The 26,952-nt window shown below is 59.4% G+C and carries 16 protein-coding genes, 1 tRNA gene and 1 pseudogene; 9 read left to right on the forward strand and 9 right to left on the reverse strand.

Annotated elements, in window-relative coordinates:
• The first annotated feature begins 339 nt into the window (after window positions 1-339).
• The 4 genes from IVB07_RS10665 (at window position 340) to IVB07_RS10680 (ending at window position 4,170) form a co-directional block, all read left to right on the forward strand.
• On the forward strand, window positions 340-1,902 hold the full coding sequence (locus tag IVB07_RS10665) for a 2-isopropylmalate synthase (RefSeq protein WP_018457500.1): 1,563 nt from the start codon (window positions 340-342) through the stop codon (window positions 1,900-1,902).
• A 170-nt stretch (window positions 1,903-2,072) separates the two neighbouring features.
• Complete coding sequence (locus IVB07_RS10670; protein ID WP_018457501.1) at window positions 2,073-3,077, forward strand: TRAP transporter substrate-binding protein; 1,005 nt, start codon at window positions 2,073-2,075, stop codon at window positions 3,075-3,077.
• A gap of 193 nt (window positions 3,078-3,270) precedes the next feature.
• The gene (locus tag IVB07_RS10675; RefSeq protein ID WP_018457502.1) at window positions 3,271-3,894 is read left to right on the forward strand and encodes a Spy/CpxP family protein refolding chaperone; all 624 of its coding nucleotides are present in this window, start codon (window positions 3,271-3,273) and stop codon (window positions 3,892-3,894) included.
• A gap of 200 nt (window positions 3,895-4,094) precedes the next feature.
• Window positions 4,095-4,170: transfer RNA gene (locus tag IVB07_RS10680), tRNA-Lys, on the forward strand.
• Window positions 4,171-4,231: 61 nt separating this feature from the next.
• On the opposite strand, the gene IVB07_RS10685 is transcribed toward IVB07_RS10680, so the two are convergent.
• Window positions 4,232-5,254, reverse strand: coding sequence for a tyrosine-type recombinase/integrase (locus tag IVB07_RS10685; RefSeq protein ID WP_247294793.1), 1,023 nt, complete (start codon window positions 5,252-5,254; stop codon window positions 4,232-4,234).
• A 706-nt stretch (window positions 5,255-5,960) separates the two neighbouring features.
• Between IVB07_RS10685 and IVB07_RS10690 the strand changes: the two genes are divergently transcribed.
• On the forward strand, window positions 5,961-9,311 hold the full coding sequence (locus IVB07_RS10690; RefSeq protein ID WP_247294791.1) for an adenylate/guanylate cyclase domain-containing protein: 3,351 nt from the start codon (window positions 5,961-5,963) through the stop codon (window positions 9,309-9,311).
• 48 nt (window positions 9,312-9,359) lie between these two features.
• Here IVB07_RS10690 and IVB07_RS10695 read toward each other — a convergent pair whose 3' ends face one another.
• Complete coding sequence (locus tag IVB07_RS10695) at window positions 9,360-10,769, reverse strand: patatin-like phospholipase family protein (RefSeq protein WP_247294790.1); 1,410 nt, start codon at window positions 10,767-10,769, stop codon at window positions 9,360-9,362.
• 1,355 nt (window positions 10,770-12,124) lie between these two features.
• Between IVB07_RS10695 and IVB07_RS10700 the strand changes: the two genes are divergently transcribed.
• Window positions 12,125-12,595: a nuclear transport factor 2 family protein gene (locus IVB07_RS10700; protein WP_018460466.1), complete on the forward strand. Its 471-nt coding sequence runs from the start codon at window positions 12,125-12,127 to the stop codon at window positions 12,593-12,595.
• Between the two features lie 686 nt (window positions 12,596-13,281).
• Entirely contained in the window at window positions 13,282-13,620 is a 339-nt protein-coding gene (locus tag IVB07_RS10705; protein WP_018460464.1) for an ABC transporter substrate binding protein, read from the forward strand.
• A 1,296-nt stretch (window positions 13,621-14,916) separates the two neighbouring features.
• Here the strand turns inward: IVB07_RS10705 and IVB07_RS10710 are convergent.
• Both IVB07_RS10710 and IVB07_RS10720 read right to left on the reverse strand, forming a co-directional pair.
• Window positions 14,917-15,132: a hypothetical protein gene (locus tag IVB07_RS10710; RefSeq protein ID WP_247294782.1), complete on the reverse strand. Its 216-nt coding sequence runs from the start codon at window positions 15,130-15,132 to the stop codon at window positions 14,917-14,919.
• A 1,384-nt stretch (window positions 15,133-16,516) separates the two neighbouring features.
• On the reverse strand, window positions 16,517-16,915 hold the full coding sequence (locus tag IVB07_RS10720) for a hypothetical protein (protein WP_094183477.1): 399 nt from the start codon (window positions 16,913-16,915) through the stop codon (window positions 16,517-16,519).
• Between the two features lie 1,080 nt (window positions 16,916-17,995).
• Here IVB07_RS10720 and IVB07_RS10725 point away from each other — a divergent pair.
• A complete protein-coding gene (locus IVB07_RS10725; protein WP_018460462.1) occupies window positions 17,996-18,166 on the forward strand; it encodes a hypothetical protein in 171 nt (56 codons plus the stop codon).
• Between the two features lie 718 nt (window positions 18,167-18,884).
• Here the strand turns inward: IVB07_RS10725 and IVB07_RS10730 are convergent.
• The 5 genes and pseudogenes from IVB07_RS10730 to IVB07_RS10750 form a co-directional block, all read right to left on the reverse strand.
• Window positions 18,885-19,131: pseudogene (locus tag IVB07_RS10730) on the reverse strand (DNA polymerase IV); the annotation flags it as partial.
• A gap of 471 nt (window positions 19,132-19,602) precedes the next feature.
• Complete coding sequence (locus tag IVB07_RS10735; RefSeq protein ID WP_204512002.1) at window positions 19,603-19,815, reverse strand: hypothetical protein; 213 nt, start codon at window positions 19,813-19,815, stop codon at window positions 19,603-19,605.
• A 480-nt stretch (window positions 19,816-20,295) separates the two neighbouring features.
• Window positions 20,296-22,041, reverse strand: a complete 1,746-nt coding sequence (locus tag IVB07_RS10740) for an ATP-binding protein (RefSeq protein ID WP_231190465.1) — start codon at window positions 22,039-22,041, stop codon at window positions 20,296-20,298.
• A 5-nt stretch (window positions 22,042-22,046) separates the two neighbouring features.
• Window positions 22,047-23,204, reverse strand: a complete 1,158-nt coding sequence (locus IVB07_RS10745) for an FIST N-terminal domain-containing protein (RefSeq protein WP_247767634.1) — start codon at window positions 23,202-23,204, stop codon at window positions 22,047-22,049.
• 610 nt (window positions 23,205-23,814) lie between these two features.
• Window positions 23,815-26,028: a VCBS domain-containing protein gene (locus tag IVB07_RS10750; RefSeq protein ID WP_247767635.1), complete on the reverse strand. Its 2,214-nt coding sequence runs from the start codon at window positions 26,026-26,028 to the stop codon at window positions 23,815-23,817.
• A gap of 295 nt (window positions 26,029-26,323) precedes the next feature.
• Between IVB07_RS10750 and IVB07_RS10755 the strand changes: the two genes are divergently transcribed.
• Window positions 26,324-26,944, forward strand: a complete 621-nt coding sequence (locus IVB07_RS10755) for a FecR family protein (protein ID WP_026234035.1) — start codon at window positions 26,324-26,326, stop codon at window positions 26,942-26,944.
• The last annotated feature ends 8 nt before the right edge of the window (window positions 26,945-26,952 follow it).

Raw genomic sequence — 26,952 nt, forward strand, 5'->3', positions numbered from 1 at the left:
TTTGGCGTTGCGGTTGCTGCCATTTCTCGTCTAGAAACGACGCATCGAGCCTCCCGGCAACCAACCGTCAACGGTTTTGACCGAGGATTTGAGGGCTCAAAGGGTCCGGTAATGCTGATTCGCGGCCAAATCGATGGGATTTCGGGGGAGGTGGCTCTTGCCGCCGCCGCGATCCCGGCCGCGCTGCTGCCTACCCTCCTGATTGGCGGGCTTCTTCTTACTTGCCCCTGAGGGCCGGCTGGGCGCCATGCGCCTGGGCGCTCAGGGGTTGGTCGAGATCACCGGACACCTCAAGCGCCCAGAAGACTGACGGCGCAAAAAGCTCAAAAGGAAATTCAAATGGCCCCCGTGAACAAGTCCGATAAGGACCGCGTCATCATTTTCGACACCACCCTGCGCGACGGCGAGCAGTGCCCCGGCGCCACCATGACCTTCGAGGAGAAGCTCGAGGTCGCCGAGATGCTGGACGATATGGGCGTCGACGTCATCGAGGCCGGCTTCCCCATTACCTCGGAAGGCGACTTCCAGGCGGTCAGCGAGATCGCCCGCCGCTCCAAGAACGCCGTCATCGCCGGTCTGTCGCGTGCCCATCCGGCCGACATCGACCGCTGCGCAGAAGCGGTGAAATTCGCCAAGCGTGGCCGCGTCCACACCGTGATCGCGACGTCGCCGCTGCATATGCGGGTGAAGCTGAACAAGACCCCGGAGCAGGTGCTCGAGACCTCGGTGGCCATGGTCGCGCGCGCCCGCAACCAGATCGACGACGTCGAATGGTCGGCCGAAGACGGCACCCGCAGCGAGATGGACTATCTGTGCCGCATCGTCGAAGCCGTCATCAAGGCTGGCGCCACCACGGTGAACATTCCTGATACCGTCGGTTACACCACGCCCGACGAATACACCCACTTCATGAAGACGCTGATCGAGCGCGTGCCGAACTCGGACAAGGCGGTGTTCTCCGTGCACTGCCATAACGACCTCGGCATGGCGGTGGCGAACTCGCTGGCAGGCGTCATTGGCGGCGCGCGCCAGGTCGAGTGCACCATCAACGGCATCGGCGAGCGTGCCGGCAACGCCGCGCTGGAAGAGATCGTGATGGCGATCAACGTGCGCAACGACAAATTCCCTTTCTGGAATAAGATCGACACGACGCAGCTGACCCGCGCCTCGAAGGTGGTGTCGGCGGCGACCTCGTTCCCGGTGCAGTACAACAAGGCCATCGTCGGCCGCAACGCGTTCGCGCATGAGAGCGGCATCCATCAGGATGGCGTGCTGAAGGACGCTTCCACTTACGAGATCATGCGGCCCGAGATGGTCGGCCTCAAGCAGTCCTCGCTGGTGCTGGGCAAGCATTCCGGCCGCCACGCCTTCGTGCACAAGCTGGAGGAGATGGGCTACAAGCTCGGTCCGAACCAGCTGGAAGATGCGTTCACGCGGATGAAGGCGCTGGCCGACCGCAAGAAGGACATCTACGACGAGGACATCGAGGCGCTGGTCGACGAGGAGATGGCGGCTTCGCACGACCGCATCAAGCTGACCTCGCTGACCGTGATCGCCGGTACCCATGGCCCGCAGCGCGCGACGATGAAGCTCGATGTCGACGGCCAGATCAAGATCGAGGAGGCCGAAGGCAACGGGCCGGTCGATGCCGTGTTCAACTGCATCAAGCGCCTGGTGCCGCACGAAGCCAAGCTCGAGCTGTACCAGGTCCACGCCGTGACCCAAGGCACCGACGCGCAGGCCGAAGTCTCGGTGCGGCTGTCGCACGAGGGACGCGCGATGACCGCGCGCGCGGCGGATCCGGATACGCTGGTGGCCTCAGCAAAGGCCTATCTCGGCGCGCTCAACAAGATCGTCATGAAACGCCAGCGCGACACCGTAACGACCGCGGCGGCGAGCTGAGGTGGCTACTACCGCCTCTTCCGGAAGCGGGAGAGGCGGTGCTTGCGGCGTTCACCATGAATGGCTGCCCTGCTAACGACCAATAGCAGCTGGTGATGTCGACCTGTATTGATGCTGACGGCATAGGCCACCCGCGCGCCCGGTGGCCCAAATAACAACAGGGAGAGATTATGCGCACCTTCGCGATCGCTGCGTCCATCGCGGTCCTGGCACTTGGCTTGACCGGGCCGGCATCGGCCCAGTCGCCCATCATCATCAAGTTCAGCCACGTGGTGGCCACCGACACGCCGAAGGGCAAGGCGTCGGAGAAATTCAAGGAGCTCGCCGATAAGTACACCGGCGGCAAGGTCAAGGTCGAGATCTACCCGAACTCGACGCTTTACAAGGACAAGGAAGAACTCGAGGCGCTCCAGCTCGGCAGCGTGCAGATGCTGGCGCCGTCCAATTCCAAGTTCGGCCCGCTCGGCATCCGCGAGTTCGAGGTATTCGATCTCCCCTACATCCTGCCTGATCTGAAGACGCTGCGGAAGGTGACGGAAGGTCCGCTCGGTGCCAGGCTGCTCAAGCTGCTCGAACCGAAGGGCATCACCGGCCTCGCCTATTGGGACAACGGCTTCAAGCAGATGAGCGCCAACAAGAAGCTGGTGACGCCGGCCGACTATCAGGGCGTCAAGTTCCGCATCCAGTCCTCGCGCGTGCTCCAGGCCCAGTTCAAGGCGCTCGGCTCGCTGCCGCAGGTGATGGCGTTCGGCGAAGTCTACCAGGCGCTGCAGACCGGCGTCGTCGACGGGCAGGAGAACACCTGGTCGAACATCTATACCCAGAAGATGCACGAGGTGCAGAAGTACATCACCGAGAGCAACCACGGCTACATCGGCTACGTCGTGATCGTGAACAAGAAGTTCTGGGACGATTTGCCGGCCGACATCCGCGACCAGCTGACGAAGGCGATGAAGGAAGCGACCGACTTCAACAATACGCAGTCGCAGAAGGAGAACGAGGACGCGCTCGCCGAGATCAGGAAGAGCGGCAAGAGCGAGATCATCAAGCTCACGCCGGAGCAGGACGAGGCGATGCGCAAGGCCATGGAGCCGGTCTACAAGGACGCCGCAGGCCGCGTCGGCCAGCCGCTGATCGACGAGTTCCAGAAGGAAGCGAAGAGCACGACGAACTGATTTGAACGGAGGTTGAAAGGGGCTTCCGTGCCTGGCGCGGAAGCCCCTTTTGTTGCGAATGATTCCGATTGCGACTGAACTAAAATTCAGGAGCGTTACATCTTGGAAAGGACTCGCTCCCTGTCCAAGTTGTAAGTTGCGCGTAAGCCGCGCTGCGCTCATCCTCACGACATCCTTCCAGAGGAGAGTTCGCATGAGGAAATTCACCATCGCCGCCATCGCCGTGCTCAGCATCGCCGGCTCGGGCGCGGTCTATGCCCAGTATCATCGCCCGTGGATGCACGAGCACATGCGCCACATCCGCATGAACCCGGAAGACCGCGCCGCCATGGTCGACGCGCGGATCGCTGCCGTCCATGCCGGGCTGAAGCTCAACGCCGACCAGGAAAAGCTGTGGCCGCCGGTCGAGGCCGCCGTGCGCGACTTCGCCAAGCTGCGCATCGACCGCGCCAATGCGCGGATGAATGCCGGAGCCGGCGATGCCGGCAAGGACGCTAACAAGGACGCCGTCAGGCCGGAGGATCCGGTCGCCCGCCTGCGTCAGCGCGCCGAGGACATGGGGGCAACGTCGGCGGCCCTGAAGAAGATCGCCGATGCCGCCGATCCGCTCTACAAGACCCTCGACGAGGGCCAGAAGCGGCGCCTCGCCGTGCTGACCCGTCACCGCGGCCCGTTCGGCGGCGGCGAAGACGGCCCGCGCCGCCACTTCATGGAGCGTGGCATGGACCGCATGATGGAGCGCGGCATGGACCACTTCCACCGCGACCGTTTCGACCGCGACGATGGCCCGGACCGGGACCGCGAGGGCCGGCTCTGAGCCTACAAGGGTTGCCGCGATCAACCCTGGCGAAGCCGCTGGAATCCAGCGGCTTTTCGCTTTTTTGGGGGATGTGGGCACGCCCTTGGCGTACCCTTGGCGTACCCTTGGCATACCCTTGGAAAACTTACGTGCCATCGCTTGCCAGACCCGGATCGCTTTGCTAAACGACCGGCCTCGCAAGGCTTTAACCGCCTTTCGGGCGCATAGCTCAGTTGGTAGAGCAGCTGACTCTTAATCAGCGGGTCCCAGGTTCGAGCCCTGGTGCGCCCACCATATAATTCAAACACTTTGCGGGCTGAGCAAACGGCAAAACCAGCGCCGTTTACACCACCGTTTACAGTTTTGTTCTCGCTTCGAGCTTCACCACCGCAGCTTCAGCGAGCTGAATGTCGCGACCGAGGTAGTGCGCATCGAGAATGGCCTCGACGTCTTTCAACGAATGACCTGTGACGGCTGCGATCTGTGGCACGCTGGCGCCTGCGATTGCGAGGCGCACCACTGCCGTGCCGCGCAGGTCGTGAAAGGTCAGTTCACCCATACCGGCGCGCTCACATGCCCTTCCCCAGGACGTGCGAAAGCCGTCCGACGTCCATGGCCGACCGAGCGTGTTGGTCAGGATCAGGGGGCCTCGGCGCTCGGTGATATCGAGAAGGGTTCGCAAAGGCGCGCCGGCTGGCATCGCGACGCGCCGCCCGCCTTTAGACTGGCGCAGGCGAATGTAGGGGTTCTCGTAGGCGGACCAGGGCAGTCGCAGCAAGTCGCCTTGGCGCTGGCCACTCCACAACGCCAGGACTAAGGCGGGCTGGATCTCGCTAAAGGCGATCGCAAGAACCGCTGCGATGTCCTGCTCGGTCCAAATCTTGTCTCTGCGGTCTGCTACGTAGAGGCGGCCCCCGCGCTCGCATGGGTTGGTCGCGATGATGCCGCGGTCTTTTGCGAACGACATGATCCGCGCCAACGTGGTCCAGGCGTAGTCCGCCTTACGTGGTGTCTCGGCGAACAGGTCGCGCCAGGCCTTGAACTCACCACGCACTCGACGATCGGCCAGAGCTGCCACCGGCAGGTCGCCGAATTCATCTTCGATCAGCTTAATGTAGGCGAGGTACGCACGACGGGTCGATGCCGCTAGTCCGGTGAACTCTGGTGCGGCCTTGTACTGCGCAACGATCGTCATGAAGGTGCCGGCGCGGGGCTGCCGAAGGCTCGCATGCGCATCGTGATACTCTCGAACGAAGTCTGGCGCACCGGGCTGCGCATGGATGGCGGGGCCCCCACGCCATGCGTAGCAATGTACTTTCGTCTCGCCATTTGCGAGCCGTCTCTTGACCTTATGAATTCCTTTCAGAACGACGCGCACGGTTCATCCTCCATTCGTCCAAGGCCGCACCCTCTGTCTCGCAGTTTTTGGCGTCGCCTACGCCGCTCAGGGTCTGTCGCTCGGCACGGATATGCTGGGCCCATTTCCTCTGCGAGGAACTGGAGCCTTACTTTGGCTACGACAACACCACTAGGGCGACCGATAGGAAGGTTTTCTTCTTCACCCTAGTCGACATCAACTGTGCGAGGTCGCTGAACGAACGCAAGGTCGATCTGAAGCCGATAGCGTGCAAGCTGCAGCGGGGGCTAGCCGACTGCATCGGCCGCCAGGATCGTCGTCAGCCGTCGATTTGGCCGCTCTATCGCCAAATCTCCCTCCTGGCTCGGTCGGACCCAGTCTACGCATTTAGCTCCAGGTGCCAAGGGATTCGGTGATGAGGGGGAGCTGTTCGGTATGAGGGCTTCTGGTCCCTTAACGAGGCATGCATTGATTGCCCGCTTATGGCCCGTTAGCGAAGTACCGGCACATCTCGACTAGGTCCGCTTAATGAGGCATGGCGGACCAGATTTGCTTAGGTTGAGTTCTTCGCACTTTGACCCCTAACAGACATCGCGCCCAGCGGCGTTCACTTTTCGCCTGGGCCACTGTGTTACATTGGGCAAGACGTCCGGCGCTTCGGTCGACAGATGTGCCTTCGCAAGCCTCTCCAATGTGCTATTCTCATCGTATAAGCCATAGGTATACCATGGCAGGTATTGCAGAGTGGCTAGCATCGATCGGTTTGGGCGAGTACGCCGAGCGATTCCGCGAAAACGCCATCGACCTCTCGGTCGTTCGCGATCTCACGGAGCAGGATTTAAAGGATTTGGGCGTCCTGCTTGGGCATCGCCGCAAGATGCTGCGCGCGATCGTAGAACTTCAGAGAGAGGTCCTGCGAACGCCTCAAGCGGGCGCTAAGCCGGCCTCGACGGATCACGCCGGCCGGCGTCAGCTTACAATCATGTTTTGCGATTTGGTCGGCTCGTCGGCACTTGCGGCCCGCCTTGATCTGGAGGACCTGCGGGCCGTAATGGGCACCTATCACCGCTGCATCGCGGAGGTTGTTGCCAGGAATGAAGGGGTTATCGCGCGGTACATGGGAGATGGCGTGCTCGCCTATTTCGGTTATCCCCAGGCCCACGAGGATGATGCCGAACAAGCGACACGCGCCGGGCTGGCGCTGGTCGATGCCGTAGCTAGCCTCCGGACAGAACCCGCCACCGAGCTGCAGGTTCGCGTTGGCATCGCTACCGGTATGGTGGTCGTGGGCGATTTGACCGGCGAAGGTTCAGCTCAAGAGCAGACGGTCATTGGCGAGACGCCAAACTTGGCTGCGCGCCTGCAGACCTTCGCCAATCCCGGTACCGTGCTGATTTCCGAAAGTACGCACCGGCTCACTGATGGGCATTTCGAGTTCCGCAATCTCGGCCCTGTCGCGCTTAAAGGATGGGCCGAGCCAATGCCAGCCTGGCAGGTACTGGGAACAACCGAAGTGGAAAGCCGCTTCGAGGCACAGCACAAATCTCGATTGGCGCCGCCAATCGGGCGTGACGAGGAAATCGAGATGCTCTTGCGTCGCTGGCAGCACGCCAGGCGTAGCGAAGGTTGCGCGGTGATGCTCACCGGAGAGCCCGGTATCGGCAAGTCGCACATTGCGCTGGCGCTTGAGGAGCGGCTCCAAGGCGAACCGCATATAACGGTGCGCCAGTTCTGCTCGGCGCACCACACCAACAGTGCGCTGTATCCTTTCACCCGCCAGCTCGAACGCGCTGCCCGGTTCGAGCGGGGCGACCCGCCCGCAGAGAAGTTCGCTAAGCTCGAGGCTCTGCTCGTGCGGGCTGATGCCGACCGCGTGTTGCTACCTCTGGCCAACCTTCTGTCCCTTCCACCGAGTAACCGCTACCGTATGCCAGAGCTGAGCCCGCAGAAGCGCAAGGAGCTAACGTTAGCGGCGTTTTTGTCCCAGCTAACTGGCTTGGCCGCAAGACAGCCGGTGTTCGTCATTGTAGAGGATGTCCATTGGGCAGATCCGACGTCGCTGGAGCTGCTCACGATGACCTTGGAACACCTACCCCGGCTTCGGGGGCTGCTGCTCATCACGGCGAGGCCAGAGTTCACTCCGCCGTGGCCAGGTCATGCGCATGTGACGACGATCTCGCTCACGCGGCTGAACCGACGCAACGGGGCGGCGTTAATCGAGCGCGTCACCGCTGGCAAGACGCTCCCGGAAGAGGTAATGGACCAGATCCTCGCCCGCACCGATGGCGTGCCCCTATTCGTGGAGGAACTGACCAAGACGGTGCTCGAAACCGGGCTATTAAATGAACAGGACGATCACTACGTCCTCAACCGTCCTCTCCCCCCGATGGCGATTCCAACGAGTTTGCACGCATCGCTGATGGCAAGGCTCGATCGATTGGCTCCAGTGAGGGAGGTGGCTCAGATCGGCGCTGTGGTGGGTCGCGAGTTCTCCTACGAACTGCTGAGCACCGTAGCCGGGTTGTCAAAAGAGAGACTTGAGGAGGCGCTTGCTCAGTTGGTTCGCTCGGAGTTGATATTCTGCCGGGGCGAGATACCGCAGGCAATCTATACCTTCAAGCACGCGCTTGTGCGGGACGCTGCCTACTCGGGACTCCTGAAGAGCCGACGCGCAGCGCTGCATGCTGCGATCGCGGGTGCCTTCGAGCAACGGTTCCCGGACCTTGTGGAGACTCAACCCGAAACTCTTGCGCATCATCTGACAGAGGCCGGCCTGTTTCAAAAGGCGGAGGCATATTGGCTGCAGGCAGGCAAGAAGGCCGCCATGCGCTCGGCCAACCTTGAAGCCATCGCACACTTGCAGCGGGGTATCGAGGCCTCGGGCCATCTGCCAGAAGGCGCCGGAAAGGATAAGCTGGAACTTGCCTTCCACTTCGCCCTTGGGCCCTGCCTGATCGCTACGCAAGGGCCAGCCTCGAACAAGGCGATGGCAACCTTTGCCCGCGCGCGCGAGCTGTGCGAGCGCCTGGGAGACCCTCCCGAGCAACTCCAGGTGATGTTCTGGTTGACCACTGCGAGCGTAATGCGCGGTGAGTTGCCGGTCGCCGAGGAAACGATCGCGGCCCTGCTCCAGCTCGCCGAAGCGCGCGACGATCTACCGGCGTTGCTCAACGCGATGCGCGGGCAGGCAATGATCCGCCTCTTCATGGGACAGCTTACCGGTGCCCATGAAGCGATTGGACGCGCCTATGAAGCGTTCGAGGCGAGCAGCGAGGACGACAGGCTGGCGGCGCGTTCGGCCGGCCAGGATGCCGGCGTGGCGGACCTGGCGCTGATGTCGTGGGCGCTCTGGCTGCTCGGCCAGCCCGATACGGCAATTGTGCGAATGGACGCTGCCATTCGGCGCGCAGACGCTATAAGTCATCCGCATTCCCAGGCGTATGCCTGTTACTACGCATGCATTCTTCACGCGCTTCGCGGCGAGTTCCTGGTCGCGCAAGGTCATGCCGAACGTTGCATCGCCCTTTCCGAGGAACATGGATTCCGGCAATGGCGCCTGGCGCGCGCCCTTCGGGGCATATGCGTGGCTTCGCTCGATCCTTCACCCAGCGCACTGGGGGAGATCGGTGCCGTCTTGGACGGATATCGCAGCGCCGGTTATCAGCTGGCCATCACCGCGCTCGACGTGTTGTTGTGTCCGCCATTGTTAAATAGTCACGACTACGAGGCCGCGCTGGAGTTGATCGAGCACGGCCTAGCTACAGCTAACCGTAACAGCGAACGAATCCTAGAAGCCGAACTGTATCGTCTAAAGGCACGGGTGCTGGTCGCCCGCGGTGGACCGGCCGTGGAAGCCGAGGCGCAGGCGCTGCTCGACCGGGCATTGAGCACGGGAAGAAGTCAACACGCCAGGACGCTTGAGCTCCGCGCCGCAACGGACCAAGCTGCTCTGTGGATCCATCAGGGCAGACGCGAGGAAGCGCTCAATTTTCTCGCGCCGATTTATGCCAGCTTCACCGAAGGGTTCGAGACGCATGATCTAAAGGTGGCAAAGGTGCTTCTCGATGGGCTACGGTGATCAAGCCGGGACAACGCTTGCGCAGATTTAAATCGCAACGCGATCTGCTTACTTGGGCTTGGCACCACTAGCCGCCCTCTTTAGAGCCGCATAAGTACGATCTCGCAGCTCTAACCAATTCGGGTCGTCCTGTGGATTCTCGTTTATGAAAATGGGCTTGAGCAGCTTGTCGTCTTTACTATTCGCCTTAATCTCGTTTTCCGCTTTGTTAAATGCATCGATTGCTTGTTTAGCGGCGGCGTATCCTAGCGTTATCGAATTTTCGAGATTGCTGTGGTTCCACTTGAAATTGATGTGCCCCGGCACGTGAATCTCGACGACTACGCCTCTCCAAGGCGTTTTCCCGTTCCTCCTGTCCACGGCTGGTTTGTCGAGCATCCCGCACTCGACCGCTTTCTCGAGTATTCCGGCTTCGGCTGCTCTGTCGAGTGTGTGCGCCTCTTTGACGTGATATTTGAAAAGCTTGACGTCATCCTCACCGACCGTTGCCGCAAACAGTTGGCAGAGATTTGCTAGTGCATCGTGAAGATTTTCCGGAACGCGGATTTGCTTCGCATCGACGATCCGGCTCACCCAGATTTCATCCAAATCAGGGTGCTCCTCGAGCAAGCTATCGAAGTTCACAGTATCGACTAACGCCCCTTCGCAATATGTAACTTGGTCGATCTCAACCGTCCCTTCGACGAAGGGAAGAGACGAACACGCACACAGGCTGCGTGAGTCGATAGCTCCCCTGTACTGCTTTTTCTCGTCCTCCTTCATCCGACGATTGGAAAACAACGCCAGCTTCTGTTCGTCGAGATTCCAGGCGTTGTGATAGATGTGTGGCATACCGTCCTTTTTCAGCTCGTCGAAGTTTATGCTCTTCATAAACTCGCTATCCGGATAGTTGATCCTGGATAGGCCGTTGACCTTGGACAAGTACACCAGGGAGGTGAGGTATCGGACAAGTGGATTAGGTGCGAGCACCTTATTGAGTATCCAGTTGTTGATGTCTCCTTCGCGCCATTCCTTGAAGGGTTGTTCACCACGAGGCAGACGATTGAACCAAGCGGACATGTTGCCCTGGATCTGTTCCATCATTTTGTACGGTTGCCATCGGAAATCACTGTAACTTTTGGGATCGGTGACGAAGTCCTGGAAGGCCTTGATGTTGGCGTTCCAATCCGTCCCGAATACGGTGTTTATGGGGAAACGCTCATAGCCTTCATCGTCCCGAAACACGCCGTCCCTGAAGAATTCATAGGTCAGCTCGGCTCTGCTTTTGTTTTCTTTTTTGATTTTTTCTTCATCGAATTGATTGTAGACGATGCCAACCCAGGCGCCGATGCAGGACAACGCCCACACATCAGACTTATCGTCGAACGTCTTGCCGTCCTCAGCAAGTGCTTTCAGAACCCCGATGTGTAGCCCTGCTGCCGGTCCGCCGCCGCCGAGCGTAATCGCTCTCTTCACCATTGGTTCCTCCCATCTATTTTATCGTGTGGCTTATTCTCCGATCGAGTTTCCGAATTGCGTGAAGAGGAAGAGATTAATCGTTTTTGGGATCATTGGAAAGCGCGGTTGAGGTGGATATTCGACGCTTTCTTGGACCTTCGCATCGAACTAGCGCACATACGCTAGGAGCGCGAGGACTTGGTATCGTGCGATTACGTTTGACCCTCTCGTACAGGTGTGAACCAGTTCGCGTTAGATATTAATCGCTGACGGTAGTAGGAGTAGCTGTAGTCCATTTCGTGACTTCCGGTAATGGCGCGTCAGCGAACTCGCTGAGCGCTTCGTTGAGGTCCGCTCTGTACGGCAAGGCGGACCAGATTTGCTCCGGTTGAGTTCTTCGCATTTTGACCCGAAGTCGTCCTTGGACGGAGCATGCGCTGACCTCCATGGAGAGCGCACCTACGATCGATAAAATCCACTCTCTAAGAGAGACGTGCCTTTGCGACCAAAAAACAATCCTACACATCGTCGCGGGCGTTTTGATGGCCCGGCAAATGACGCCCGAGTACCGAACGAACGTAGGTTACAGTCGCCGCGCAGTGAGATCGCCCGCGGCTATGTCGAAGATGTTGGCAAACTGTGAGGTAGTTTATATCCCTGCATTCTTGGCCCACCCTAATGTGGCAGAGGCTTCTTACTTTAAAGGAGGCATCCAATGCTCGCCGCAATCAAATGGAACTCCCGATATAGCGCTCGCGAATGGGTGATGATGGCTGGGGTGCTCGTCGTCCAACTCCGCACACTGAATGCAGACCGACAGAAGGGTGAAAGCAAGCCAAAGCGGCCACTCTGGAAACACTTCGACGACACTCATCATTGGGACTCAACCGCGGAGGAATGGGTCCCCGACAAGATCAGTGATAGTGCAACGCATTATGCGTCCCGCAGGCCGAGTTCCGAGACTCCCTCTCACTAGTGGGCCTATCGAGCGGTGCGGTCGCGCACAAGTAGCTGGATCGGGATGTGCGTGCCTCTGGCCGCTTGATAGCGATCCAGCAATTGCTTGGGCCGTTTGCCGGCCGCTTTGGTAAACAATCTGGATAACAAGGCCATCGCGCGCGTCGAGCAAGACACTTTCATCTGTCACATGCGTCAACTTGCCTGTCTTTCCCGACCGCATTCGCCGCATTCTCGAAGGAATGCCGCCTCCGTCGTCGATGATCAAAGTTGGCGCGCGCCAAGCCGTGCAAAGTGGCATATACTCGTAGTATTACAGCCTAACGAAAGAATGCCCCCCGGAACAAATGCAACGCGACGTCCTACGTCAGGAGGACGTCGCGATGCAATTGTGCATCACAACCAGAGGGGAAGTTGCTATGAAGCGACGTTCATTGCTCTTGGCATTGTGTTCTTCCGCCTTCATCTCTGCACCGGCACTGGCCGATGAGGTCAAGCAGGAGGCCGAAAAATTAGCCGTCGCCTACACCGACTGCGTCGCCAAGAAAGACGCGGCCTGTGTCGCTGCGCTCTATACAAAGGACGGGGTCCAGATCAACCCGGGCGGTGTGTTTTCCGATCTCAAGACCGTATACGAAAACAACTTCAAGAACGGCACCGATCATATAGAGATCAGAGTCGGCAACATGTCGGTCATCAACAACGATCTGGTCGTTGCCAACGGCGAGACCGACATCTTCGGTAAGGACCCTAAGAGCGGCGACGCCACCAAGGTTACAGTGTTCTGGGGCGCCATCGACATACGTGAAGGCGGCGCTTTAAAAATCCGCCAGTTGACCGTCGGCATGAAGCCGCCTCCAGCTAAGGAAGCCAGCGCCGAGAAGAAGTAGGACGTCATCATGTCGTAAGTCACCACGCGCCCATCCTCTTTGAGGGTGGGCGTTTGATCTTGCTGCACGCGTCCGAAAGCGAAATACGGTTGCCTCGAAATGCACACCGCTCGCGCGATGTCTGCAAGTGGCCCATCCACGTCTCATTGAGGTCCGTTCCATGGGGCTTAGCGGACTGAATATGCTCGCGTTGAGGTTTTCGCTTTTGAACCCGCACCGCACATCGCGCGGCTGGCAGGCGTACTCGAGATTCTGTGGCAGAAGTCATGCCCGGCCAGTCCCAATGTGTTAGTTTGGGGCGAGTGATAGGTTGTCTCTACCTTTGCCGAGGCATCAGACATGAAGCGGCGCGAGTTCATAACGGCACTCGGCGGCGCTGCGGTGTGGCCGCTGGCGGCTCAAGCGCGCAATCTAAAAAGATTTACCGCATTGGATATCTGACGGCTAATTTGCAGCTATCCTTGGGTAAACGGCTTCGTTCGCGAATTAAGTGATCGCGGCTATTCGGAGGGCAACAATCTCACCATCGAATGGCGGGAGGCAAAAGGACATTCGGAACTTCTGCCTGGGATGGCTGCCGATCTGGTCCGGCAGAATGTCGACGTGATCGTGGAACGTTTGAAGTTCGTTCACCGCCGGAATTTGAGGTCGCGTTTGCTTCAATCCTGCGCAAAAGGCAGGATCCGATGATTGATGCGATGACTACCGTCACCGATCCGATGTTCGTCTTTGATCGGAAGAGGATTGTCGACTTCGGAATAGAAAACAAAATTCCGAACGCCCATGAATATCGAGAATGGGTGCAGAGCGGCGGACTGCTTGCCTTTGGTCCTACAATTGATGGAATATGGCGTCGGGGCGCATATTTCGTCGAGAAGATCCTCAACGGGGCAAAGCCAAGTGATTTGCCCGTCGAAGGGCCGAGCGAATTCCATCTTGCGATCAACCTCAAAGCTGCCAAAGATATGGGCCTATCTGTTCCTCAGCATTTGGTCGCGAGGGCTGACGAGTTGATTGTCCGCTAATGACCACCGATTGCAGACCTCCGGGTTGAGGACCGGGAGCATTCCGATGTTCTCGAAGGTCAAGGCGCTCGGCATCGATCTCCCTGCGACGCTGCTCGGCCGAGGTGATTGAATAACGATCTTCTGCGCTGCACGAGTCTGCTGTTGGGCCCATCTCGGACATTCTGACCGGCGCTGATGATGGTCCCCGGAGCTCAAGCGGAAGTAAGCAGCCTGGGACACCAAAGGCCGCTCGTGACCCACTCTAGACGTCATATGCTTCAGGACCGCCTTGCCGTTGAGAGCGTAGCAGCGTCGCGGCGCATAGCGGGGCAGGTGGTCGCCTGCGCTCAGCAGCCCGCGAGATCAAAATGCGAGGGGTACGCGGATATGTCAGTTGGCCGAGGTTTGCATCCAGCCTAGGCCAATGCTACGGGTTTACCAGCGTCCCCTCGTCGGAAACGCGCCACGCTGCCAAGCCGAAACATAGCGTTAGCATCAAGTTGGCCAGCAAGAGCAGGACCGAGGCAAAGTGGCTCACACGCGCCTCGGGAACAGAACGTCCCTCCAGTCCGGAGACAGGTGGATGATTCGAAAAATGCAGCTGTGCTGACCTGGTTGTAGTTTGTAAAAATGCTGGATCAACAGCTTCGAACGGGGAGCGCATCCATCGAGCGGTTCGTGGGGAGCCGGGGACTTCGCGCCGCGCTGATCGTAGCTAAGAGGCACGGCAGGAGTTATGATCTGTTCCTTCTCGCTCGGGTCATTCGCTTCGAAGGAGTCTGGCGTGATAAAAATCTTACAAGGAATGCTCCTCGCGACCACGGTTCTGGCTGCTGCTAGTGGGGCGCACGCAGCGGGTGGCTGTGGCGAGGGCTGTCATAGGACAACCGGTGGCGCATGTGTCGTCGACGGCTGGGGCACGGGAGCCAAGGTTCGGAACGAATGCCCGGCGACCGCTCGCCCCCGTCCACCCTGCGGCGGCGGGGATTTCATCTGGGACCGCACCAAACAGGCATGCTTCCAAAATAACCGCACCTGGTTCTGATCTCGCGCCCCATTCAGGCGGGCTCTACACAGCGCAATCTGATCTCAGTGCGATGGCCTCAGAGCGGGTGACAACGAGTTCAGACGGGAACAGCTTGGCCCTTATCTCGGCCAGTGCGTTGCTTCATGGCCCGCTGTCGGCGCCGGCGCTGACGGGCTCGGTTCACGTGCTTCGGATCAGGTGCGGACCTCCAGGCACGGGAGCCGGATAGGGCTGGACTGCTATGATGGTTGTGCGGCCCTGCCGCTGGCTTACAGCTCAACTGCGGACTAGCCGTCTTGGCAGGGAATACCGAAGTTGTCACAAGCGAGAGCGAATGACTCTTTTGCTTTTGTATCCTCGAAGCAAAAGCGAGTGCCGACCTCTGCCTGATCGATCCACCAATCGACGTTACTGCCTTTTGCGATGCGGGAGGCTTCGTCGCGTAACAGGTCCAGTTGTCTTCCCGCAGCACGAACAATCAGGCAATTTTTCTCTTTGGGCATAATACCTTCTCCAATGGCACAGGACGCGAAGTCATTGGTACTAAGAGCCGTGATCACGAAGGCCGCAGCAGGGGGACTGCTGCTGCGGCCCGCGCGGTCAAAAATTCCGGGTCAAAAACGACTAGGTGAAATATGCAGCCAGCCCCGGTGCGATGATCGTACCGCAGCATCTCTGGCTCGCAATATGATCAGTTTCACAATCGGCAGAAGGCTTAACGTGCATCAGTGCCCCGGCTCTCAGGTCCATGGGGATCGGGAACATTCGGCAATCTGGGTGCGTTCGCCTCCAGCTCCGGGCGATGTCTCGGAGCGGACGCGTAGAACTTCCGGCCTCAGGAATCATCTGCCTGGGGCCGCTTTTTCCAGGACCGTCTTGGCGCCCAGTTTGATTTAGCGGTCGCCTATGTCAATTTGGCAGATGAAAGGGTGGCGGTCGGAAGCTATCCGGGATATGTTGGCAGCGGAAGCTGGCGCACTGAGAGACGACCCCGGCTTGGGGGCTTGAGGGTTGATGCCGGGGCCGCTCCGCCAGCTCGAAGAAGAGAGCTAACAAAACCTGCAATTTTTCCTCTGCGCGTTCGTTCCTCCAACGAGCGCTCGATCTCGCAAACTGCGGCGGCTTGCCGGTGCTAAAATCCGGTCTGACCTGAGCCCCTCGGTTGCCGCATCCGGCGCATACACAACGCGCCTCGATATCAGACAGGCGAACATCGTCCGACCAGCGAGCGGCGCTGAGTGCAACGTTGTGGCCGGAGTGGCAGCAGACCAGGACACCGCGTAGGCCCATCTCGCGCATCTCGCCGAAGGTGATCTTGAGCGCTCGGCCGTTGGCGTGTGGCGTCTAGCAGGAGGGGACATGCCACCATCAAAGCGGAAGTACCTCGCAACCTATTGAATGCTCCGACGTAGCCGCCCTAACCGGGCCGCTTTTTCGTTGTGTCGGCTCGGTTTGACCCGACGGGGGGCACTTCCCCATCTAGCCATTCCTGCTCCTCGGCTAAAGCTCGCCACGCCTCTTCCATGCGCCGGTACCGCTTGTAAGCCGGACTATTCTTAGATGGTTCCCCTTCAGCGAGCGTTGCGCAGTTGTCTGCGTTCTCTTTGTAAATCTCTGATGGCTTCATCATCGGCCTCCTGCGTAATGCTTAGGAGAGGAGTCTGAAAGAAATGTGGTTTCGCCCGTCCCAGTTCGAGACGTGAAAGTAACCGGCTAGAAAGCTTCAGCCGTTGTAAAGGCATCGCATTGGGGGATCACAAGGTTCTACCCCGACTGTCAGGACGGCCGGGCTGTGAAGGACGAACACGGGGAGGAAGACCCGAGCGCCGCAGAAGTAAAGCATGAGTCGTTTCTGGTGGTCGCAACGAACTGCTCCGCGAAGGAGCGCTAGCGCTTCGATTTACTCTTGCTCTTCTTCGCGGTCTTCTTAGACGCAGAATTCTTGGTCGCCTTCTGTGGTGCGGCTTTCTTTGCAGCCTCCTTGGGTGGCGTTTTAGCCGGCTTCTTGGCAGACTTCTTCGCCGCGGATACGGTCTTCTTTGTACGAGCAGCTGCGACCCGTCTGTTAGCTCTCATAGGGGCAGGAACGCGCTTCTTCTTCCGAGTGATGATCGGCGGCGGAACAGCGGCAGCATCGGTCGCTTCAGGAATGTAGACTTGCTCGTTGGTCACTCCGGCAACCGCTTCTGGATCGGGCTTCATAGCATCCGCGGCTGCAGTCGAGGCGGTGTCCACGATCTCTTTTACAGTGTCTGAAATTCGTTCGACTATTGATTTTTTAGCCATGGGAGGCTCCCTGAGTCGGGGCAGGATATCTCATTTTTGCGTCGGGAGGGATTGGTGCCGTTCTGGCATCTCCGAGGATTCATTCGAAAGAGGGAAGCGGGATTTAGCGCCCGTTCTATCAAATGATACACCAGCTAGTTATTGCCGGAAGCAAGATGGCAACGGCGCGCTGCTTCGGTGGCACGTCGGGCGGCCCCGGCGCGTCCGGCGCCAGCCCCGGGACGACCGGGGTCGTTCCCCGTGCGCAGCGCGGACCAAAAATTGTGGCTGGTCGACGATCGAATGCCGGATGCGCGGCAAATTCGTACGGCCATCACCTCAGCGGCATCTCCGCTTCGCACGGCCGAAACTAGGCTCAAGGCCGCAACGAAGACGGACCCGGCATAGATAAAGAGGCAGATCAAGAACGCCGCCACAATGCTCACGAGCCATCTTATGGACCGGCAAATCAGGGTGGAAAGGGCATTATTCCAAGATGCGATCGGCAAGGACCTTTGACGCCTCTTGCGCGGCTGTCACCATGGATCGATCTGTTCGTCAAGGTCGCGCTTGGAGCGGCTCAGGGGGAAGCCCATCATCCATCGGGGAATGGCTCAAGCAAGGTCCGATCGATTTGGTTGTCGTTGTCAGGAGGGCTGAGAGCTCCTGCGTTCCAGCTTGGTGGCGTGAGGCGGCGGAATGGGACAGAGAGGGCGCTCGGTTTGCGACTTCGAAGGCGGCGCGAAGTAGGGCGTGTGAAGCGAAATGGGGGCACACCGCGGGCGTGACGCTCTGCTTCGTCGACCAGACCTCGAAGATCTTCCAATTCTGAGAGCTGAGAAGTGAGTTCGCTAAGTTGTTCGACGTAAAGGATTGCGCGAGAGCCTCGCATAAATGTCCTCCCCAGCACAAAAAAGGCACTATCAGGACGGCGTCAGAGCAAAAGATCGCGAGTAGTAAAAGTAAAAGACTACCACAGGTAAAATAGCTGACTGATTCGTCAGGCTCACTGCGTCAGGGTGTCGCGCTTGAGCCGCGGTCCGGTCGTTGGGCCGTCCGCCGGCCGGCACGAGCTGCTCGGTCCGAACGACCGGGATTTCGTTGCCCGTCGTCGTACTGATCGCTTGCGATCTGCTCGATGGTCTACCGATGCCTTTTGACCGTGCCGGCAATATCATTCGGATCGGCGCGGTCGGCGGCGGCACGTTCGCGCAAGGCTGTCCATTCGACCCTGCAACCAATACGGTCCTCGGCGCCGAACATCGTGAATAGAGCTTCAGGCGCCCCTCAGCGAAATCGCCGGATGGGTCAGGGGTAGGGGTATTTCGAACTCCGGACTCGGGGCCGCGAGATGCCAAGTATCGACTCCGCCCGTCGATCCTATTTTGCTCTTTCAGGGGATAGCCGGCCAAGGTTGTGGCGCCATCTCTCAGGAGAATGCGATACAATCGAAGCGGGAATCAGCTCAACTAGGTCCGACGGAATATTGCGATGACCAGAACTTTTCCTGCCGTCGGCCTATTTGCCGGACCGACGTTGGCGCAAGAAGGGCGACTGCCTTTCTGTGCCGAGCAACAGTCGTAGAAGCTCCTGCAGCTCCACTGATTGCTGCACGAGGCATCGGTGAGCGGCGAAGATCCGCTCACCGTGCTTCCGGGGTGCTTCCGGCGCGAATTTTGCGGAGAGCACGATGGAGGTAAGTGTTTGAATTAGCTGGTGCTGCCAGACAGGATTGAACTATGATCACAATCCTGCTTTTCATTGATTTTATTGATGTTTTCGGTCCGGCGATCTGTTTTTGTGTGGCACTCTTGCGTGGCGCCGTAGCACTGAAATTAGCTTAGAGCAGCCGCGATTGCATCACCTTTATTCACGTCGAATGTGACATGAGCAGTCTCGGCGCGAAGGTCGATCTCAGGACACCTGATGGCCCTCCCGCTGCATCGAACCCGCGCGGCTGCCTAGGGAAGTTAGTGGCTTCCATCGACTATCAGATCGGCAGGCCAAACTGCGGCTCTGCCAAGCCCTCCCCTTGCAGCGAGGAGAGTGAGACGTCCAACAGCCGGACCAGCCTGGGAAGCGGCATCGCGTTTTGAAGCAGTGCGATGGACAGCGCTCGAGGTCGTCTCTGCTCGAGACCACCACGGAGACAGACCGCTGCGGGTGATGATCCCGAAGTCCTTGAACTTTATCTTCAGCGTGTCCGTCCGGCCCGGTGCGCCCTTGTCCTCGCAGTGGGGCTTAGACTGATCCCGGATACGCAATCAGCGGGCCCGTACTCGCCGAACAGGCCGAAAGGCTTGCCACGGAAGCCTCCGCAGGATCATATTCGAAGTTCTCCTGAGTTAGCCAGCGCGTCGAATCCCTTCAGCTAAATTCTCTGCACGGCTCCTGCGTCTCGAACCCGATGCCGCGCTCCATTCCCGCCTGTCCGGGTTGCAAGAAGCCGAAAGTTGCAATTGCAACGCGCCCTCGACGTGGCGCTGCTTCAAATGCGAATCCGCCGGCTGATTCCGCTCTGTGCCTCCGGCATCGCACCCTCTCCCCCGGCGTTCCTGGAGAGTGCTGCTTTCAGCATATTCTCAATTCTCATTTTCGATTTCTTCGAGGGGCACTGCTGGCACTCTTGATTCCCGGCCGAGTTCGTGGAGCGGGTGAGAGTGATCTCATCACAAACGGCCTTTGAGGTGGCTGCTGGCGCCGGTGCCTCAGGCCTCGCCCGGTCCGGAGAAGATCGATGGCGGTGGCGTTGTGCGCGGCCCCGGGAGCGGCCGCTCGCTTGCTCCGGACCGGGACGCCGGCTTGCCCTTCGCATCGTATCGCTTGGCGAGATCCAGCAACCGACGGCGGGTGAACGGATCGGCCTTCGGGGCGATGGCGCGGACCCGCTGCGCGAGACCCTGGTAGAATTCCTGCTCCATGACGCACCTCGCAACATCACTGCTCTCAGTTGAGTAGGCTACGGTTGCGAAGTCAAGAAGAGCCGACGCACCCGCGCAACTTTCTGCGACCGACTTGAGATCGCAGTGGCGAAGGACGTTGATGGGCAGCGCGGGGAATCAGATGGCAGTGTCCTATCCATTCCGGAAGGCTTGCCCGGCCGGCCGATAACGGCTGCTTCCGATGAAACCGTGAAGGGGAGGCTGCGGTTCAGCGGATTAGACTCGCACTGAAAATGCAAGCGCCATTTCAGAACTGGCCTGGCTTCAAACAGATACGTCTCGCGTAAGTCGTTGCGCATGCAACCCCGAAATTATTGGACGAATGATGGCGAATATTTATGTCTCGCGATTCCGCAGAGGATTTGAGCATTCCGGCATCTGGAAAACGATCAACTTCGGGAGGAGAAGGACGGCACCCATCCGAAGGCCGGCAAATGAATAGCCTCGATCCGATTTCAGTCATGTTTGTTCGTCAAGAATTCTTCGTACTTTCTCCGCCAGACCGCGAAAGGTAAATGGCTTGCTCAACAAGTTGACCCCCGCATCAAGTCGACCGTTGTGGACTATCGCATTCCGTGTGTAGCCCGTCGTGAACAGCACCTTGATCATTGGATGCAACCTTCTAGCCCGATCTGCGATGTTACGTCCGTGAAGGCCATCCGGGAGCACGACGTCGGTGAAGAGAAGATCGATGGTGCGAGATGATTCAAGGAAAGCAATCGCTGATGCCGCGTCGGCTGCTTCGAAAACTTGATATCCGAGATCGCGGAGCACACCGGATGAATACGCGCGCAAATCGTCATGATCTTCCACAACGAGGATGGCCTCATTCCCCCGTAACATTGTTGCTGTCGGAATACTGCGATCTTCCTGCTTGTCGGGTTCAGTCTTGGACCGAGGAAGATAGAGTTTGACCGTCGTGCCATGCCCCGGTTCGCTATAAATCCTAATGTGGCCACCCGTCTGTCGCACGAACCCGTAAACTTGACTTAGCCCCAGCCCAGTTCCTTTGCCGACCTCCTTAGTCGTGAAGAACGGCTCGAACACGCGATCCAGGGTTGCCTTATCCATTCCGGTTCCAGTGTCGGTGACAGCAACCAAAACGTATTGGCCGGGAGGCACGGGTTCTGGGAGCGCGGCAACATACTCATCATCCAGCCAGGTGTTGCCGGTCTCGATTGTAAGTCGTCCGCCGCCGGGCATTGCATCCCGCGCGTTAACCGCCAGATTGAGGATGCCATGTTCTAGTTCCGATGCGTCAGCAAAGGCGCTCCACAAACCGGCATTGCCAACTATCTCGATCCTGATTTGCTCTCCTAAAGTGCTCTTGAGCAGTTCGCTCATTCCCCCGAGCAAGCGATCTACATCAATGGACTTTGGATCCAGCGGTTGGCGACGTGAAAAAGCTAGCAAGCGGGCGGTGAGTGTGGCCGCGCGCTGGGATGCATGATGCGCCATCGCCTGCGCTCGCATGATGCGCCCAAACTGTGGCGCATCGGACATGCTTGCGATCTGCCGTCCGATCGTATCAAGACCACCCATGATCACCGTAAGCAGGTTGTTAAAGTCGTGTGCAACACCGCCGGTAAGCTGACCGATGGCCTCAAGCTTTTGAGCTTGGCGCAGCGCTGCTTCGGCCTCCGTTCGACGCGCGATTTCTTCCGCTACACGCTGTTCCAGCGTCGCATTGAGTTGCTGTAGCTTTAAGGACGTAGCGGACACATCTTTACGCGCACCATCGAGTGCTCTCGCAAGATGCGTTGCGTGAGTAGCCGCCTCCGTGGCAGAACTTGCGCGCGCTAGGGCCATATGAACCCGCGCTTCAGTCTTTAGTAGTTCAATTAAAAGCGGAAGGCTCGATTCGATATCATTCCAAGGGATAGACAAGTTCCTGCCGACAAATACCAGGATTGCCGCAGGGGTCGAACGAGCGACCGCGGGAACGAGCGTGTTAGCGTCGGGAAATGCTACCTCTCCGAAGAACTCACAGCAGCTTGATGCTTGCTTCAAAAACGCTCGCCAAGACGGGCCGCCAGGCAGGCGCTGGTCAAATCCCTGAGCTGGCGTAAAACTCCCCGTTTCTTCATCCTTCAAGAAAATGAGGAAAGCATCGCCTCCCATAAACTTGGCTAATCGCGCGGCAGCTTCTCGCCTCCCGTTGGCGTTGGCAAAACCACTTAAAAGATGAGCCCCGTCATCCTTCAAGTGACCTACTCGGGAAATACGCAAACGACTGCAGTGCAGTTGTGAAAGCCACTGAACTGCCCCTCCGCTCGGGCGATTTGACCGTGGGTGTTACACCCCGTCAACGGCACTTCCGAAAATCGTTCTTGCAGGCTTGAGAGTTCCAACCCGAACTCGTCTCCCATACGGAGGCGAGTAGCGACGCAATCAAAGAAAAGGGCCGCCGCTGGGGGGCCGCCTAATGCATCCAAAGCAGCATTTGCAGCCTGCTTCGCGGCAGAAACTGCGGATGCCGTGCTAGTCTTCATAATTCTTACAACTGAACCAACGGGGACCTCAGCGGCGCACACAACTGCGCCTTCCTCATCCACAGCCAGAGGAACACGCAAGCGATGTTCAGCTCCGCTATCAACCCCAATAATATTGTGCAGGAAGAATGGTAACGGTTCTTTCCGATCCAAGTTCTGATGAGTCTCTTCCGCGTGTTCTACGAATGCTTCGATCGCTGGAAACCCATCAAGGCTTATCACTTTCATGCCGTCGCTCGCCGTGACGCGATAGGCTCGGGACGCAGGTTTCCAGCCGTGACTAACACCCACGCCGATCGGCTTCGAGGAGAGAATCTCCAATGCCACCGCGGCGTCGGACAAAACTTCTTCTCCACAAAATACAGTGGTCTTTTGAAATTGAGCGTTGTCCCCCGCTCCTCCACCAAAAAACTGATACTGACCGGCTGTAGCTAACGTCAACTGATCTACTAAAATATCAGCATGCCCAGCTAGAGCATCAGCTAGAACGAGAGCAGCCCGAAACGCAAATCGTCCGGGCGGTGTTGGTGTAAACCTCGAAACTATCTCCTGGGCTGCCGCAGTGGCATCCATCGCGAGGTTACGTCCAACACTATGTGAGAAGACCACATCGTCGCCCACCAACCCCAGTGCACACGCCAAGCCTTGACCACTGCTCACATTCGTAAACTCGCCGGCAGATGAAGCTCCAACAACGATGGTATCGGGCAGCTCCTTTTTTATGGCAGAAAGTATCGCTCCGTGGTCATGCTGAGGAGCTGCAAATAACACCAAGGCAGCAGGCGGTGTGCTTAGGGATCTTCGTATTTCGGTGGCCAGAAATTCGCCTGCAGTCGAGCTATCGCTCGAATCCGTCGAGACTACCGACGCTTTCATTGTTTCCCCCACTTAGACAACAGCAGTAAACAACCTCCGAAAGGATAAGTTCCAAGTAGCTCGAAAATATCAAGGGGCCTCGAGGCGGCAAAGTGACGTAAACCTTTTGGGGCTTTTACTCTGCAATCTGCCAATTCTCACCGTCGGTAATCAAAGGTTTAAAGCGAAGTTGGTTCGGGGTGTCGTAACGCTTTAGTCGGGACGCTTTCCTTCTGGCGACCCAAAGCGGACAGCTATCCGCGATCGAGCCGTGGTCGGCTGGACCTTTTTTCGGAGCGGCGGCCTGATGCGAATGTCTGCTGTCGGGCCGACGAGAAGTGGTCAACCGAACGGCCGACCGACGCGATTGACCCGAAGCGGACATCGCGAATCCTGCAAGTGCTGCTCCTGTCGCCTTTCCGAGTATGATTTTGGAGGTTACAATGACTCATTATTATCGTGCCTCGGAGCGGAAATGAAGTAGCGCCCCTTCATGGCTCTTGATGGCCGTGCAGCTTCTTGATGGCCGTGCAGCTGATGGCGGTGCGGGTCCATGAATGTGATCGGCGCAGCCATGGGAGCGCCCCGGAAAACGCCAATCAGCCGGACGCGACGAAGGCGTCGGCGGCTCTCAGAGGATCAGATCGTGTTGGAAGGGTAGCTGTCCGCCCTCGCCAGCAGCCTCCCCGTCGAAACGCCAACCCTCCGGCGCCTCATCGGCCGGATGGGGCCATGCGGCCGCGGCGGAATCGTACTCCGGATTGAGCGCGGCGACGGGTACCGAGGAAGTGACCGCTGGGGGCGTCGAGCTGGCATGCTGCTGTTCCGCACCCGCCTCGAAATGGAACGCGGGCTCGGCCCGGTTGTCAAAGCCTTGGTCGTCGGCGCCCTGAATGACCACGGTCACGATCTGCGGCGTGCCGTCGATCGTGGTCACGGTGAAGGTGTCGGTCAGCGCGTCACAAGACCTCAAGGCCTGGACCGCGGGATTGTCGGGGTTGAGGACATATGTCCACGTGCCGCAGGTCGTCATCGTGAAACTGCCGTAGCCGTGGTCGCTCGCCTGCGGACATGTCGTGGCCGTGAAGGTGTCGTCGGGATTGTCGACGTCCCGCTCGGACAAGGTGCCGCTGGCGCTTGGCGGGGGTTCGCAGGAATTGCTTGGCTCGGTCACGCGTCCGCAAATATCGCCGCAGACGACCGCGGCGTCGTTGGCGCCCTCGATGGTGACCGTCACCGTCTGTGCCGTACCGTCCGCGGCCCTCACGGTGAAATCGTCAGTCAGCGATTGACCTGCGTTCAGCGCCTGCACCGCGCAGTTGCCGTTGTCGAGCGCGAAGGTCCAGTGCCCATCCGCGGTCATGGTGAAGCTGCCGTAACCGTGGTCGCTCGGCTCCGGACATTTGACGGGATCGAACGCGTTCGACGGGCCGTCGACGTCGGTGGCGGTCAAAAGGCCGCACGCGGTTGGGACGCCCTGCGCGGAATTGTCGGCTCCGCCTGCTTCGACCACGCGACCATGCGTGTCCCCGGAGATGACGGCCGGATCGTCGGCGCCTTGGATGGTCATCGTGACGACCTGCGGCGTGCCGCCGATGGTGGTCACGGTGAAGGTGTCTGTCAGGGTCTGGCCCGCCGTTAGCGCCAGCACCGCGGCGCTGGCGGAATCCAGCGCATAGGTCCAGTGCCCGTCGGACGTCATCGTAAAGCTGCCATAGCCTTTGTCGCTGGCATGCGGAGAACTCACCGCCGTAAACGTGTTGGCCGGATCGTCGACATCGGTGTCGGCGAGTTTGCCGGTCGCGGTTGGGACGTGGTGCGCCATGGCCGCCGCCGCGATTGCGGCGGCAGTCATGGCGATCGTGGCGACGGATCCGCCGGTCTCGCCGCTTATCGCTGCCGCGTCGTCGGTGCCGGCGATGTCGATCGTGAAGGTTTGGCTTGCCGAGGCAAAGTCGTCGGACGCCGTGATCGTGAAGCTGTCGGCGTTCGGCGCCTTCAACGCGTTGATAGCGTCGTTGTTCGGTACGTAGGCGTAGGCGCCGGTCCCGCTGTTCAAGTACAGGATTCCGAAGGAGCCGGCCTTCTCGACGTCGTAGCTTGCGCCCGCGACGGTGAAAGCGCCGATCGCGCCGCCCGCGATGCCGAAGGTCGGGGTCGTGCCGGAGCCGAAGCTCGTGGCCGAGAAGCTGCCGCTGCTCGCCGAGAACTCATCGAACGCGACTGTGTCGATCTCGACGGGGCCCGACCCGAGCGTCAGTGTCGGTGGCGAATGGATCAACGGCCCATCCGGCACGAAGCTGGCCGGCACCACCAGCCCGGGAAGGGCATGTTGTGGATTGGGCCCGTCCGGCGCGTGGAAATCGATCGGCTGCAGCGTCTGATCGACCGCTTCGCCCGGAGGCGTGCCGGATCCGGACGGCCCATGGTCCTTCGAGTAGTTGTCGAGCACGTCCTGCTGCCGGCTCTGCAGGTCCTCCATCCGCGAAGCGTTGTTGGCGACCTGCGCGAAGCTGACGGACGATCCGGTCTTGCTGAGGATGACCGTCTGCCCGGGATCGTCCACGATGATGTGGCGCGGCACCGCCTCCTTCGTGATGAGTTCGAAGGTGCCATGCTCGAAGCCCTTGTAGGTGATGGAGGCATCGTCGAACAACGCGAGATCGGGATCGGCGGCCCACGCTTCTTTCAGCGCCGTCAGGATCAACGGGACGAAAGACAGCGCTCCGGCCCATCCGAGTCTCGCGACAACCGCCGACTCTACAGCGCGCCCGCCGCGGACGGACGACGGACTGCGTTGGTTCTGCGCCGGCCAAAGACCGGTGAAGACACGTGCGAGCGACATCTTGAACGCCTCGCATGCTGCCCGCTTCCGCCGAAGCGGCCGGACCCATGGATCGCGTGTGAGTCCACCCGCCGAGGTGTCCGGTTTTGCGCATCAGACTACGCTTTGTCATCCCGAGACCCCTTCACGAAATGTTGACTGAGTGCGCGCAAATGCGCTCTTTTGTTGGCGCTGAGCGGTCGGGACCATCGTCCGTTGCGACTAAAGAGTGGCGGTCGCAACATGCGGTATGGTGCGCCGGGCGCGCTCTGGCATCATTCCGCCGAAGCGGGCACTTCACGGACGGGAGCGACGCATGCACGGACTAAGGACGGTCGCAGGACTTCTCTGCCTTTTGCTCGTTGCAGTGGCGTATCCGCCTGCGCCGCTTCGGGCGCAGGACGTCAAGCCAATCGGCAAGGTCGTGACCGTCGCTGGCAAGGCAGTGATCGAGCATATCGATGCCGCGGTTGTGCAGGCGAGACTGTCCGAGAACGGGGCCAGCGCGAAGGTCGGCGATCCAGTCTATCGGGGCGACGTCGTCAGGACGGGCGCCGACGGGCGCCTCGGTATCAATTTCGCCGACGGCAGCTCCTTCAGCCTGTCGAGTAACGCCAGCATGGAAATGAGCGAGTTCGTCTACGATCCGGACGGCAAGGACAATTCAACCCTGATCAGCCTGACCAGAGGCACCTTCACCTTCGTCGCCGGCAGCGTCGCCAAGACCGGGAGCATGAAGGTGGACACGCCGGTGGCGACGTTGGGGATCCGGGGCACCACGCCCCACATCGAGATTTCGGACGACGGCACGGTCAAGTTCGCCACCCTGATCGAGGAGGGCAAGGATGCGGTCATGAAGCGGAAGGCCGGTCCGACCGTTGCGCCTCCCCGGCAGCGGAGGGCCGACCGCGCTCTCGGCATCTGCCGGGGATGCTGAAGGTCTTC

The organism is Bradyrhizobium sp. 172 (assembly GCF_023101065.1).
GTDB lineage: Bacteria > Pseudomonadota > Alphaproteobacteria > Rhizobiales > Xanthobacteraceae > Bradyrhizobium > Bradyrhizobium canariense_D.